This window comes from Pantoea sp. R13S299 (genome assembly GCF_048515925.1).
Taxonomy (GTDB): Bacteria; Pseudomonadota; Gammaproteobacteria; order Enterobacterales; family Enterobacteriaceae; genus Pantoea.
On record NZ_JBLYEF010000001.1, the window covers coordinates 166,256 to 180,040 of the forward strand.

Below are 13,785 nucleotides of genomic sequence, written 5' to 3' on the forward strand. Positions count from 1 at the left end.
CGCCGTCCGGGATTGCAACTGCCGGAGCGCCAGTAAAAGAGCCGTGTCAGGAGAGGAGGAGGGCGGAATCGCAGGCAAAAAAAAGGCCGCTTGCGCGGCCTCAGATGATTTACAGCTTAGTGAGTCTGGTCAGATTCAACCGGATGACCGTTCGCTGATTCTTCTTTCTTCTTACCAAAGCGGCGGCGGACCACCACAAAGAAGACAGGAACGAAGAAGATCGCCAGGATGGTCGCGGTGACCATACCACCGATTACCCCTGTACCTACGGCGTTCTGCGAACCGGAACCGGCACCGGTACTGATCGCCAGCGGCAGTACCCCGAGGATAAACGCCAGTGACGTCATCAGGATAGGACGCAGACGCATACGGCATGCTTCCAGCGCAGCTTCAATCAACCCTTTGCCCTCTTTATCCATCAAATCTTTAGCAAATTCGACGATAAGGATGGCGTTCTTGGTTGAGAGGCCGATGGTTGTCAGTAACCCCACTACGAAGTAGACGTCATTACTCAGGCCACGCAGGGTGGTGAAGAGCAGCGCACCAATAACCCCGAGCGGAACCACCAGCATGACCGAGAATGGAATCGACCAGCTCTCGTACAGTGCGGCGAGACACAGGAAGACCACAATCAGGGAGATGGCATAGAGCGCAGGGGCCTGGTTGCCCGACAGGCGTTCCTGATAGGACATCCCCGTCCAGTCATAGCCGATACCCGCAGGCAGTTTCGATGCCAGCTGTTCCATCAGGTCCATTGCCGCACCCGAGCTTTTGCCTGGTGCAGGCTGTCCCAGGATTTCCATCGCAGGCAAGCCGTTGTAACGCTCAAGACGCGGTGAGCCATACTGCCATTTCGCCGTTGAGAAGGCAGAGAACGGCACCATAGTTCCGCTGCTGTTGCGCACGTACCATTTGCCAATGTCGTCCGGCAGCATGCGGGAATCCGCTTTACCCATGACGTAAACTTTCTTCACGCGACCACGGTCGATGAAGTCATTGACGTAAGAGCCACCCCAGGAAGCGGCCAGCGTGGTGTTGATATCACTCAGTGACACGCCCAGCGCCTGTGCTTTTTCCTGATCGATCATCAGCTTGTACTGCGGCGTATCTTCCAGACCGTTAGGACGCACGCCAACCAGCGTATCAGGATGCTGGGCAATCATGCCGAACAGCTGATTACGCGCTTCCGTCAGCTTATCGTGACCCAGGTTATTCTGGTCGATCAGCTCAAAGTCGAAGCCGGTCGCATTACCCAGTTCAATAATGGCTGGGAGGTTGAACGGAATGACCATCGCATCTTTGATCGCGCCCAGCGCCTGCATGGCACGGCCAGCAATCGCCGGAACCTTCATGTCTGCGCCGGTACGTTCATCCCATGGCTTGAGACTGACGAAGGCGATACCAGTGTTCTGTCCACGACCGGCGAAGCCGAAGCCGTTAACGGTAAACACCGATTTAACCGTGTCTTTCTCCTGCGTCAGGAAGTAATCCGTCACCTGATCCAGGACTTTCTGAGTACGTTCCTGGGTTGCACCAGCAGGCAGCTGCGCCTGAGCCAGCAGCAGACCCTGATCCTCTTCTGGTAAGAATGAAGAGGGCAGGCGCATAAACAGAAACGCCATACCGACCACGATCACCAGATAGATCACCATATAGCGACCCGTACTGCGAACCATGTGACCCACACCATCCACATAGTGGTTGGTGCTTTTGTCGAACATGCGGTTGAACCAGCCAAAGAAACCGGTGGTTTTGCCGTGCTCGCCTTTTTTAATCGGCTTCAGCATGGTGGCACAGAGTGCCGGCGTCAGGATAAAGGCAACCAGCACCGACAGCGCCATCGCCGATACGATAGTGATGGAGAACTGACGGTAGATAACACCGGTTGAACCACCAAAGAACGCCATCGGAATAAATACGGCGGCCAGCACCAGTGCGATACCGACCAGTGCGCCCTGGATCTGCTCCATGGAACGTTTGGTCGCTTCTTTTGGCGGTAATCCTTCTTCCGCCATGACGCGCTCAACGTTCTCAACCACCACGATGGCGTCATCTACCAGCAAGCCGATGGCGAGCACCATCCCGAACATCGTCAGGGTGTTTATCGAATAACCAAACGCGCCGATAACGGCAAACGTACCCAGTAACACCACGGGTACCGCGATAGTAGGAATGAGCGTGGCGCGGAAGTTCTGCAGAAACAGATACATTACCAGGAACACCAGCACAATCGCTTCGATCAGCGTTTTCACCACTTCGAAAATCGAGATCTTGACGAACGGCGTGGTGTCATACGGATAGACCACTTTCATACCGTTAGGGAAGGTCGGCTGCAATTTGGCCAGTTCTGCTTTCACCGCATTAGCGGTATCCAGCGCATTCGCGCCGGTAGCCAGCTTGATACCGATACCGGACGCAGGCTTGCCATTATAACGGGCAATGATTTCGTAGTTTTCTGCACCGAGTTCAATCCTTGCCACATCACGCAGGCGAACCTGAGAACCATCTGCGTTCACTTTAAGCAGGATTTTGCCGAACTCATCCGTTGAGGTCAGACGGGTTTGCGCAATGATCGAGGCGTTAAGCTGCTGTCCCGGCACCGGAGGCGTACCACCTAACTGACCGGCAGCAACCTGGGTGTTCTGGGTGTTCAGCGCGCTGATCACATCAACCGGCGTCAGGTTGTAGTTGTTCAGCTTGTGCGGATCCATCCAAATACGCATCGCGTACTGCGCACCAAATACCTGGGTATCACCCACGCCTTTGGTACGGCTGATGGGATCTTTGATGGATGACGAAATGAAATCAGAAATATCATTCTGCGTCATGTTGTCATCGTCGCTGATGAAGCCCGCAACCATCAGGAAGCTACTGGAGGATTTTTTAACCTGAATCCCCTGTTGCTGCACTTCCTGCGGCAGCAGCGGCGTCGCCAGCTGCAGTTTGTTCTGCACCTGAACCTGCGCGATGTCCGCATCTGTGCCTGACTCAAAGGAGATGGTCAGGGTCAGCGTACCGGAGGAGTCGCTGCTCGAGGACATATACATCAGTCCATCGATACCGTTCATGTTCTGCTCAATAACCTGGGTTACTGAGTCCTGCAGCGTTTTGGCATCCGCACCTGGGTAGGAGGCCTGAATCTCAATCGCCGGCGGAGCAACATTGGGATATTGCTCGATCGGAAGTTTGAGAATCGATAGCGCACCAACCAACATGATGATGATGGCGAGCACCCACGCAAAGATGGGGCGATCGATAAAGAACTTAGCCATGAATCAACGGCTCCTGTTATGACGATGACTTGTCAGACTGCGGCTTTGAATCGGGTGCCGCTTTCGCATCGTCTGAGACTTCTTGTGGGGTTACCTGTGCGCCCGGCTTGGCTCGCTGCAGACCCGTGCTGATCACACGTTCACCCGCTTTAACGCCGTCGGTGACTAACCACTTGTCGCCAATCGCCTGAGAGGTGGTGACCTGACGCGCTTCCACTTTATTGTCTGCACCCACTACCATCACCGTTGCCTGACCGGTTGGGGTACGGGTTACCGCCTGTTGCGGAACCAGCAACGCATTTGGATTGGTGCCTTCATCCAGACGCGCGCGAACAAACATGCCCGGTAACAGCGCATGATTCGGGTTCGGAACAATGGCGCGCAGGGTGATAGAACCGGTGGTCTCATCAACGGTAACGTCAGAGAATTCCAGCGTACCTTGCTGTGGATAGCTGCTGCCGTTCTGCATCAGCAGGGTCACGTTGGCTTTGCCATCGTTCTGCTTCAGCTGACCCGACTCCAGTTCTGAACGTAAGCGCATGAAATCTTCGCTCGACTGGGTAACATCGACATACATCGGATCCAGTTGCTGCACGGTCGCCAGCGCGGTGGTCTGGGCGTTCTGTACCAGCGCACCTTCCGTTACAGAAGATTTACCGATGCGGCCACTGATAGGCGAGGTGACTTTGGTGTAAGCCAGGTTAATGCGGGCTGTTTCCACGTTGGCTTTTGCAACCTGAACGGCGGCATCGTTTTGCGCGGCGGTGGCCACGGCGGTGTCATAATCCTGCTGACTGATATATTTGGTGCCGAGTAACGGCTTATAACGTTTGACGGTCAGCTGAGCGATGCGGGCATTCGCCTGCGCCTGAGTTAAGTCACCTTTAGCGCTGTCATAGGATGCCTGATAGGTAGCCGGATCGATCTGGTAAAGAGACTGACCTGCTTTGATATCGCTGCCTTCAATGAAATTACGCTTCAGAATGATACCGGAAACCTGCGGACGGACTTCAGCCACACGGTAAGCCGAGGTGCGGCCAGGTAATTCAGTCGAAATTTTCAGGGGTTCAGTTTTCAGTGTCACAACCCCCACTGCTGGCGGTTGCTGGGCGGCTTGTTGGGATTTATTGTTGTCACATCCTGTTAACAAAAAGCTGCCTGATAGCATCAGGACGGCCGCCAGAGGCGATAATCCTCTGATTTTATTCATAAATAAACCTCTAGTGTCCGATATCAATTGGTCAATGGATCACAAACTGAAAAACCCATTGCTGTGGCAAGTCGCAGGTCATGCTATGGTACATACATTCACAAATGTATGTAAACTTACCTGTTTGTAAAAAAAGCCCACTATGGCACGAAAAACCAAAGCGCAAGCACTTGAAACACGACATCAAATTCTTGATGCCGCCATTATTCTGTTTTCACAGCAAGGCGTCTCAGCCACTTCTCTGGCACAGATTGCAACCGCAGCCAGCGTTACGCGCGGGGCTATCTACTGGCACTTCAAAAATAAAGCCGATGTATTACACGAAATATGGCTTCGTTGTGATGCTGGTCTGGACGATGTGGAACTTGAGTATCAGACAAAATACCCTGGCGATCCACTCTCTGTGTTGCGCGCAATGCTGGTCTATATCTTTGATGCGACTGCAAAGGATCCGCAGCGTCGTGCTTTGATGGAGATCATTTTCCATAAATGCGAATTTGTGGGCGAAATGTCGGCACTGAAGAATATGCAGCAGAGCTTACTGCTGGAATGCTACGACAAAATTGAAGATGTCCTGCGACAGTGTATTGAAGCCGGACAACTTCCGGGCACGCTCAGTACGCGTCAGGCCGCTCTCATTATGCGTGGTTACGTCAACGGTATGATGGAAAGCTGGCTGTTTGCGCCGGACAGTTTTGATTTAGCTGCTGACGCGCCCGTCCTGACCAATGCCTTTATCGATATGCTGCTGCTCAGTCCGACGCTGACGACTCCGCGCTAAGCCGGCTGGCGATCGCGCTTGTTCTCGTAATCACGCTGCACCATAGCCAGCGCGGAGAGCACCGTTTCTACCGGCAGTTGATGCTCTTCCAGTAGCTGAATCAGATCCACTGCCAGTTTGACGTCGTCAGGGGCGTTTTCCAGTGACATCTTTTCTCCTAAATACGTAATCGGGCCGCGACCAGCAGCATCAGTAATGCGCCGAGAATCGCTATGCCCAGCGCGCCAGCGTGAAGCGTTGCCAGCGAGCCCAGTTCAAAATAGGTGGCGATGTAGCCGCCGATCAGTGCGCCAATCATCGACAGCGTCAGGGTCGCCATCAGGCCGCCGGGGCGTCCCGGCATCAGCAGACGCTTCAGCAACCCCAGCAGTAGTCCGCATATCAGCCAGCTCAGTAAGCCCATTTTTCGTCTCCGCGCCGAAATACACCCAGTATAGAAGCGCTTTTATCACGCTGCGCTTTATTCGCTGTGTTCGCCGCCGCGCAGCGAAGAGGCCCATTCAATTGAGCGAATCGCCTGCCGACAGCGCGCCAGTCGCGCCTCTAACGTTTCCAGATCCTGCTTCAGCTGATGCTGGATCGCCAGCGTTTCGGCCAGCGCCAGTCGCTGCTCACGCTGATCGATCATCGCCAGTAAACGCCGCTCAAACTCCCGGTACTCCTGATATTTTGAGGCACGTGGGTTCTTAAACGGCTGTTCGCGTCGGGTTCGCAGCTGTTGGGTGCTCGCCTCCCGTTGCAGGGCGGCAATCTGATCGACCAGACGTTCAGCCAGCCAGGCCGTGCGTTCAAGGTCGTCGCTGTTGTCGCACAGCCGCGCGAAATTCTGTTCCACTTCCAGCAGATAATCCGCCAGCCGCGTGCCTTTGGTGCGAAACAGCTGCGAGTCAAAGCGTGGCATGCGACAAACCCCATCGGAATGGCGCGCAATTTCCTGACGCAGATCGATAAGGAGCTGTTGCAGGCGCTGTTGTACGGCGATCGCACTCATCGCGTGACGCTCAGTTGTGCTAACGTACGCGGATGAAGAAAGAGCTGGGCGGGATTCATGCAACGCATTCTGTTATTAACCCTCGGCTGGCTGGCTATTGTGCTGGGGACGCTGGGCATTGTATTACCTTTATTACCCACCACGCCATTCATGCTGCTGGCAGCCTGGTGTTTTGCCCGTTCATCGCCGCGTTTCCATCACTGGCTGCTGTGGAAATCGCCATTTGGCCGCTATCTGCGCCACTGGCAACAGCATCGTGCGATGCCGCCGGGGGCCAAAGTCCGTGCTATCTGCCTGATAGTCGCCACCTTTACGCTTTCACTCTTCCTGGTGCATCAGCTCTGGGTCCGCATCATGCTGTTGATCATGCTGGCGGTGTTGCTGCTGTTTATGTGGCGTATTCCGGTGGTGGCAGAAGCAGCGGACGCACCGAAGCCGCCGCGATAAAGTTGCATTTAGCCGGTCATTTGCTTAGATTTGGGCGTCTTCGTGCGTGGCTTCCCTTTGTGAATTGACTTCCGCTGAGCCTTTTACCAGGTATTAGCGCTTCTGAAGCTGCGCGAAACAGAATTTTTTACCAGGCGTATCATTATGACCGACACTGCGCAGCAGCTTGAATTCATTAAAAACAGTATTAAAAGTATTCCCGATTATCCTAAGCCAGGCATCCTGTTCCGCGATGTCACCAGCCTGCTGGAAGATCCCAAAGCCTATGCCGCGTCTATTGCGCTGCTGGTTGAGCGTTACCGTAATAGAGGCATCACTAAAGTGGTGGGCACGGAAGCGCGCGGTTTCCTGTTTGGTGCCCCGGTGGCATTAGGTCTCGGCGTGGGTTTTGTTCCGGTGCGTAAGCCCGGCAAACTGCCGCGTGAGGTCTACAGCGAATCCTATGAGCTGGAATACGGCACCGATAAGCTGGAATTGCACAAAGATGCCATCCAGCCAGGCGATGTGGTGCTGGTGGTTGATGACCTGCTGGCGACCGGCGGAACCATTGAAGCGACTGTTAAACTGATTCGCCGTGCTGGCGGTGAAGTGAAAGACGCCGCCTTCATTATTAACCTGTTCGATCTGACCGGTGAATCGCGTCTCAATGCCCTGGGCGTCGAGAGCTACAGCCTGGTCAAATTCCCCGGCCACTAAGCCACGCTTTTGGCCTCGCCACCCGGCGAGGCTGTCACGCCTCCGGCGTCAAGATAACGAGTGCCAGCCAAAAGCGTAGCTGATAGACTACTGCAATCTTATACAGGGGTTGCAGAGCGTCTGCGCTCATCTTTCCATCCAACTTCGTCGAACTCCACATGAGCTATCAGGTACTTGCGCGAAAATGGCGTCCCCAGGCTTTTGCTGATGTTGTCGGTCAGGAACATGTTCTGACGGCGCTGGCGAATGGATTGTCTCTGGGACGCATCCATCATGCTTATCTCTTCTCCGGCACCCGCGGCGTTGGGAAAACCACTATTGCGCGTCTGCTGGCTAAAGGCCTTAACTGCGAAACCGGCATCACCGCCACGCCCTGTGGTCAGTGTGATAACTGCCGTGAAATTGAGCAGGGCCGCTTTGTCGATCTGATTGAGATTGACGCCGCATCGCGCACCAAAGTCGAAGATACCCGCGATCTGCTCGACAACGTGCAGTACGCTCCGGCGCGTGGCCGCTTCAAAGTCTATCTGATTGATGAAGTGCATATGCTGTCGCGTCACAGCTTTAATGCGTTGTTAAAGACGCTGGAAGAGCCACCTTCACACGTTAAATTCCTGCTGGCGACCACCGATCCGCAGAAACTGCCGGTGACCATTCTTTCGCGCTGCCTGCAGTTCCACCTTAAAGCGCTGGATGTTGATCAAATCCGTCAGCAGCTTGAGTATGTCCTGAAGCAGGAACAGATTGAGAGCGAGACCCGGGCGCTGCAGCTACTGGCGCGGGCCGCCGATGGCAGTATGCGCGATGCGCTGAGCCTCACCGATCAGGCGATTGCCATCGGGCAGGGCGCGGTGACCAGCAGTACGGTCAGCGTCATGCTCGGCACGCTGGATGACGAACAGCCACTGGGACTGCTGGAAGCGCTGGTCGACGGTGACGGTCAGCAGGTAATGAACCTGCTCAGCCAGGCCGCGTCACGCGGTGTGGAATGGGAGGCGCTGCTGGTCGAGATGCTGCGCCTGCTGCACCAGATTGCGATGGTGCAACTGCTGCCGACCTCGCTCAATGACGACGATGAGAGCAACGCCCTGCGGCTGCGGGAACTGGCGCGCGTGGTCCCGCCCGCCGATCTGCAACTCTATTATCAGACGCTGTTGATGGGCCGCAAGGATCTGCCAATAGCGCCCGATCGCCGGATGGGCGTCGAAATGACGCTGCTGCGCGCGCTGGCGTTTCACCCTAAAGCGGCGGTGGCCGAACCGATTGCCCGTCCCGCGTTAACCCAGCAGATGGCACCTGTCGCTCCGGCGCAGACGTCACCCGCACCATCCGTGTCTTCGCCTGGTGCACGCCACACGACAACACAGCCAGCGCAGACGTCACCTGCCGCCGCGATGCCGTCTCATACAGCGTCGCCTGTGGCGCAGCAGCCGACGCCTGCGCCGCAACAGCATGTTGCCGCTCAGCCGCAGATGGCCGCGCCCGATGCGGCTCCGCAGCCAGCGCCGCCGCGCGATGCAACGCCGGATGCGCCACTTTCCAGCTCCACCAGTCAGCTCCTGCAGGCGCGCACGCAATTGTTGCGTCAGGGAGCGAACAAGCCAAAAAAGAGTGAGCCGGCAGCGCCAGGTGCGCGGCCGGCCAACTCCGCGCTGGAGCGGCTGGCCTCGGTCACCGAGCGCAGTCAGCAGCGTATCCGCGATCGCGAGCCGGCCGCTCCGGTAAAAGAGGAAGCGTACCGCTGGAAAGCGGTTAATCAGCCGGTTGAAGTCGCGGAGCCGGTCGCGACGCCTAAGGCCTTGCGTTCCGCGCTGGAGCATGAGAAAACCCCTGAACTGGCGGCGCGTCTGGCGGAAGAAGCGCAGCAGCGCGATCCCTGGGCCGCAGAGATTGCGACCCTGCCGCTACCGAAGCTGGTGCAGCAGCTGGCGTTGAATGCATGGAAAGAGACCACCGAAAACGGGGTCTGTCTGCATTTACGCAGCAGCCAGCGTCACCTTAATTCACCCTCGGCGCAGCAGGTGTTAAGCGATGCGCTGAGTGAGCGAGCCGGGCAGAAAGTTGAACTCTCGGTCGTTGAAGACGATAATCCATCGGTGTTGACGCCACTGGAGTGGCGTCAGGCCATTTACGAAGAGAAACTGGCGCAGGCGCGTCAGTCGATCACCTGTGATACCCACATCCAGACGCTGCAGCGATTTTTTGATGCCGATCTGGATGAGGAGAGTATCCGACCTGTTTGAACACGCTGCTGCTATCGTAACGATAGCGTTGTAGCCTTAGCTGAGAGAGAAAACTATGTTTGGTGGTAAAGGCGGATTGGGCAACCTGATGAAACAGGCCCAGCAGATGCAGGACAAAATGGCCAAGGTTCAGGAAGAGATTGCCGCGATTGAAGTGACCGGTGAATCGGGTGCTGGCCTGGTAAAAGTCACCATTAACGGCGCGCACAACTGCCGTCGCGTGGAAGTCGATCCCAGCCTGCTGGAAGATGACAAAGATATGCTGGAAGATCTGATTGCAGCGGCGTTCAACGATGCGGCACGTCGCATTGATGAAACCCAGAAAGAGAAGATGGCGTCTGTCTCCTCAGGCATGCAACTGCCACCAGGCTTTAAGATGCCGTTCTGATGCAAACCAGTCCACTGCTTGAATCATTGATGGAGTCGCTGCGCTGTCTGCCTGGCGTTGGGCCGAAGTCGGCACAGCGCATGGCCTTTCAGCTGCTGCAGCGCGATCGCAGCGGTGGCATGCGGCTGGCGCAGGCGCTGACCCGCGCGATGTCGGAGATCGGACACTGTTCCGATTGCCGGACCTTTACCGAGCAGGAAATTTGTACCATCTGCGCCAATCCACGGCGTCAGCAGAATGGTCAGATTTGCGTGGTGGAAAGTCCGGCAGATATCCACGCCATTGAGCAAACCGGCCAGTTTGGCGGTCGCTACTTTGTGCTGATGGGACATCTCTCACCGCTCGACGGCATCGGTCCGGCTGATATCGGTCTGGATCGTCTGGAGCAGCGTCTGGAGAGTGAAACCCTGCAGGAAGTGATCCTCGCCACCAACCCGACGGTAGAAGGCGAGGCGACCGCGAACTACATTGCTGAGCTTTGTGGCCAGTATGGCGTCGACGCCAGCCGTATCGCGCACGGCGTGCCGGTAGGCGGAGAGCTGGAGATGGTGGATGGCACTACGCTGTCCCATTCACTGGCAGGCCGCCAGAAGTTTAAATTTTAATCACTTGCCGGTGTTGTGAAAGACTCCGGCTTGAAAATCCCCGCGTCATCCCCACATCAACATCAACGTTTGTTCAACCTGTTTTGTTGAGGTAGCAATGACCATGAAAGGACAAGAGACCCGTGGCTTTCAGTCGGAAGTAAAACAACTTCTGCACCTGATGATCCATTCTCTCTATTCAAACAAAGAAATTTTCCTGCGTGAGCTGATCTCTAACGCCTCGGATGCGGCAGATAAACTGCGCTTCCGCGCCCTGTCAGATTCCAGCCTGTATGAAGGTGATGGCGAGCTGCGCGTTCGTCTCTCTGTTGATAAGGACAACCGTACCCTCACGCTCAGCGATAACGGTATCGGTATGCGTCGCGATGAAGTCATTGAGAACCTCGGGACTATCGCCAAATCAGGCACCAAATCTTTCCTGAAATCCCTTGGTTCCGATCAGGCTAAAGACAGCCAACTGATCGGTCAGTTCGGTGTCGGCTTCTACTCTGCGTTTATTGTGGCGGATAAAGTCACGGTGCGAACCCGTGCCGCTGGCGCATCAGCCGATGAAGGCGTGTTCTGGGAATCAGCGGGCGAGGGCGAATATACCCTGGCGGAGATTGAGAAAGCCGATCGCGGTACTGAGATTACCCTGCATCTGCGCGAAGGCGAGGATGAGTTCCTGGACGCATGGCGCGTTCGCAGCATCATCAGCAAATATTCCGATCACATCGCGCTGCCGGTTGAGATCGAGAGCAAAGATGAAGAGGGCGAGGGAACGCACTGGGAGAAGATCAACAAAGCCCAGGCACTGTGGACCCGCAACAAATCTGAGATCAGCGACGACGAGTACAACGAGTTCTACAAGCATATCGCCCATGACTACAGCGACCCGGTCGCCTGGAGCCACAATCGGGTGGAAGGTAAGCAGGAGTACACCAGCCTGCTCTACATTCCGGCGCGTGCGCCATTCGATATGTGGAACCGCGATCAGAAGCATGGCCTGAAACTTTACGTGCAGCGCGTCTTTATCATGGATGACGCTGAGCAGTTTATGCCGAACTACCTGCGCTTTGTGCGTGGCCTGATTGATTCCAGCGATCTGCCGCTGAACGTCTCCCGTGAGATCCTGCAGGATAGCCGCGTGACCCAGAGCCTGCGTACTGCGCTGACTAAGCGTACTCTGCAGATGCTGGAAAGACTGGCTAAAGAAGACAACGAGAAATACCAGACCTTCTGGAATGAGTTCGGTCTGGTGTTGAAAGAAGGCCCGGCCGAAGATAACGCTAACCAGGAAACGATCGCTAAGCTGCTGCGCTTCGCCACTACTCAGAGCGAAGGTTCAGCACAGACCATTTCGCTGGAAGACTACGTCAGTCGCATGGTGGAAGGTCAGGAGAAGATTTACTACATCACTGCTGACAGCTATGCCGCCGCGAAGAGCAGCCCGCATCTGGAACTGTTCCGCAAGAAAGGCATTGAGGTGCTGCTGCTCTCCGATCGCATTGACGAATGGATGATGAGCTACCTCACCGAGTTCGATGGTAAAACCTTCCAGTCTGTCAGCAAAGCGGATGAGTCGCTGAGCAAGCTGGCGGATGAAGAGACCGAAGAGCAGAAAGAGGCGGAAAAAGCGCTGGAGCCGTTTGTTGAGCGTGTGAAAAATCTGCTGGGCGAACGCGTGAAAGAGGTGCGTCTGACGCATCGTCTGACCGACACGCCAGCGATTGTCACTACCGATGCCAATGAGATGACCACGCAGATGGCGAAGCTGTTTGCGGCGGCCGGACAGGAAGTGCCGGAAGTGAAGTACCTGTTTGAAATCAACCCGGATCACCCGCTGGTGAAACGTGTTGCGGATACGCAGGATGAAGCACGCTTCGGTGAGTGGATTGAGCTGCTGCTGGATCAGGCGTTGCTGGCCGAGCGCGGCACGCTGGACGATCCTAACCAGTATATTCGCCGCATGAACCAGCTGCTGACGGCATAACGGCTACAGGCCGGTGATTTTCACCGGTCTGTAGTGGCAAATGCAGCACTGGCTCAGGGAGCATACGCCCTTCGCAAAGACGCCAAAAGCCGCCATCCCTGGCGGGCTCAGCGCGGGCCATCCATGGCCCGCGATGCTTTGCTCCAGGCGTATGCTCCCATCGCTTGAGTTTGAAGCTGTCTGTCTGATTCTGTTCAGTGTTGATCAGGATTGAGCGTAGAAAGAATTGAGTTTATCAGCAGCATCAAGCCGGTGATCATCACCGGCTTTTTTATGGCTGTGCGGCATCCCGCAGCCAGTCTCGAAACACACTAATCTCCGTATCCTGACGACGGCTCTGCTTCGTCATCATCCAGGTCGCCCGCTCGACGCGGACAAAACCCAGCGGCGCAAGCAGTGTGCCATCCTCCAGTTCTTTGCGAACCAGCAAACGCGGTGCCATCAGAACGCCAAGACCACTTCGCGCAGCCTGAATGCCCAGCGTCAGCGTTTCAAAATGCTTACCGCCTTTAAAACGGCCGCTGAAACCGGTTTTTGCCGCCCACTCTGACCAGGCGTGCAGTCGGGTATCTGCATGCAGCAAGGTCATCTTTGCCAGATCCTCACCGACACGTAACTGCGAGGCTAAATGCGGCGCGCAAAGCGGCCCAATCTCATCCTCGCTGACCAGCGTCGCGTCGATATCGGGTTCAGGGGGATCACCGTGACTGAGGATCAGCACATCGATATGTTCGCTGCGCAGTTGCGAGACCGGTGCCAGCGGCAGAAAGTGAACTTCAATCTCCGGATAGCGTTGATAAAAGCTGGCGATGCGGGGTATCAGCCATTGAGATAAAAAACTGGGGGGACAGGAAATCCGGATCTGCTGAAGCAGGCCGCTGCGAATGGACTCGCAACTGCTGCGTAACTCACCGAATGCCTGCTGGCAGCTCAGCAGCAGTCGATCACCGTGTGCGGTCAGTTTCACGCGGCCATTGCTGCGGACAAATAGCGGTTTACCCATCCAGCTCTCCAGCTGGCGAATCTGATGGCTGATGGCGCTGTGTGTAACATGCAGATGTTCAGCCGCAACACTAAAGCTGCTGTGCAAGGCTGCCTGGTGAAAATAGTGCAGCGATCGTAGTGGCGGCAGTCCGTTCATCCCCTCTCTCCTGTGCAAAAATCTAACAGAGATTGTTAA

At 55.8% G+C, this 13,785-nt stretch carries 13 protein-coding genes and 1 other annotated feature; of the genes, 7 read left to right on the forward strand and 6 right to left on the reverse strand.

The genetic code is table 11. From position 1 onward, the window contains the following. Positions 1 to 116: 116 nt before the first annotated feature. Together ACN1CO_RS00845 and ACN1CO_RS00850 are read right to left on the reverse strand one after the other, a co-directional pair. Positions 117 to 3,272: an efflux RND transporter permease subunit gene (locus ACN1CO_RS00845; RefSeq protein WP_419136958.1), complete on the reverse strand. Its 3,156-nt coding sequence runs from the start codon at positions 3,270 to 3,272 to the stop codon at positions 117 to 119. Between the two features lie 16 nt (positions 3,273 to 3,288). After that, complete coding sequence (locus ACN1CO_RS00850; protein ID WP_419136960.1) at positions 3,289 to 4,482, reverse strand: efflux RND transporter periplasmic adaptor subunit; 1,194 nt, start codon at positions 4,480 to 4,482, stop codon at positions 3,289 to 3,291. 142 nt (positions 4,483 to 4,624) lie between these two features. Between ACN1CO_RS00850 and acrR the strand changes: the two genes are divergently transcribed. Continuing rightward, on the forward strand, positions 4,625 to 5,263 hold the full coding sequence (gene acrR / locus ACN1CO_RS00855) for a multidrug efflux transporter transcriptional repressor AcrR (RefSeq protein WP_419136962.1): 639 nt from the start codon (positions 4,625 to 4,627) through the stop codon (positions 5,261 to 5,263). Here the strand turns inward: acrR and rsmS are convergent. From rsmS to priC, 3 genes are read right to left on the reverse strand one after another with little or no spacing between them, the layout of a single operon-like run. Then, positions 5,260 to 5,412: a pleiotropic regulatory protein RsmS gene (rsmS, locus tag ACN1CO_RS00860; RefSeq protein ID WP_179896691.1), complete on the reverse strand. Its 153-nt coding sequence runs from the start codon at positions 5,410 to 5,412 to the stop codon at positions 5,260 to 5,262. The two genes, acrR and rsmS, sit on opposite strands and share 4 nt — an antisense overlap. An 8-nt stretch (positions 5,413 to 5,420) precedes the next feature. After that, positions 5,421 to 5,666, reverse strand: coding sequence for a hypothetical protein (locus tag ACN1CO_RS00865; protein ID WP_283546064.1), 246 nt, complete (start codon positions 5,664 to 5,666; stop codon positions 5,421 to 5,423). Between the two features lie 57 nt (positions 5,667 to 5,723). Continuing rightward, complete coding sequence (priC, locus tag ACN1CO_RS00870) at positions 5,724 to 6,254, reverse strand: primosomal replication protein PriC (RefSeq protein WP_419136965.1); 531 nt, start codon at positions 6,252 to 6,254, stop codon at positions 5,724 to 5,726. A gap of 57 nt (positions 6,255 to 6,311) precedes the next feature. Between priC and ACN1CO_RS00875 the strand changes: the two genes are divergently transcribed. The 6 genes from ACN1CO_RS00875 (at position 6,312) to htpG (ending at position 12,605) form a co-directional block, all read left to right on the forward strand. After that, on the forward strand, positions 6,312 to 6,701 hold the full coding sequence (locus ACN1CO_RS00875) for a DUF454 family protein (protein ID WP_419136967.1): 390 nt from the start codon (positions 6,312 to 6,314) through the stop codon (positions 6,699 to 6,701). A gap of 144 nt (positions 6,702 to 6,845) precedes the next feature. Beyond that, entirely contained in the window at positions 6,846 to 7,397 is a 552-nt protein-coding gene (gene apt, locus ACN1CO_RS00880; protein ID WP_419136969.1) for an adenine phosphoribosyltransferase, read from the forward strand. A 158-nt stretch (positions 7,398 to 7,555) separates the two neighbouring features. Beyond that, positions 7,556 to 9,640 (forward strand): DNA polymerase III subunit gamma/tau, encoded by a 2,085-nt coding sequence (dnaX, locus tag ACN1CO_RS00885; protein WP_419136971.1) that lies wholly within the window; start codon positions 7,556 to 7,558, stop codon positions 9,638 to 9,640. Beyond that, positions 8,982 to 9,043, forward strand: a sequence feature (DnaX frameshifting element). (Overlaps the previous gene by 62 nt.) A 55-nt stretch (positions 9,641 to 9,695) precedes the next feature. After that, positions 9,696 to 10,028 carry a YbaB/EbfC family nucleoid-associated protein gene (locus ACN1CO_RS00890; protein ID WP_003850423.1) on the forward strand — a complete coding sequence of 111 codons (333 nt, stop codon included), beginning with the start codon at positions 9,696 to 9,698 and terminating at the stop codon, positions 10,026 to 10,028. Beyond that, a complete protein-coding gene (recR, locus tag ACN1CO_RS00895) occupies positions 10,028 to 10,633 on the forward strand; it encodes a recombination mediator RecR (RefSeq protein WP_013357024.1) in 606 nt (201 codons plus the stop codon). The genes ACN1CO_RS00890 and recR overlap by 1 nt, the downstream gene beginning before the upstream one ends. 97 nt (positions 10,634 to 10,730) lie before the next feature. Further along, positions 10,731 to 12,605 carry a molecular chaperone HtpG gene (htpG, locus tag ACN1CO_RS00900; protein ID WP_419136974.1) on the forward strand — a complete coding sequence of 625 codons (1,875 nt, stop codon included), beginning with the start codon at positions 10,731 to 10,733 and terminating at the stop codon, positions 12,603 to 12,605. Positions 12,606 to 12,876: 271 nt separating this feature from the next. Here htpG and ACN1CO_RS00905 read toward each other — a convergent pair whose 3' ends face one another. After that, the gene (locus tag ACN1CO_RS00905) at positions 12,877 to 13,746 is read right to left on the reverse strand and encodes a LysR substrate-binding domain-containing protein (RefSeq protein WP_419136976.1); all 870 of its coding nucleotides are present in this window, start codon (positions 13,744 to 13,746) and stop codon (positions 12,877 to 12,879) included. Positions 13,747 to 13,785: the final 39 nt, after the last annotated feature.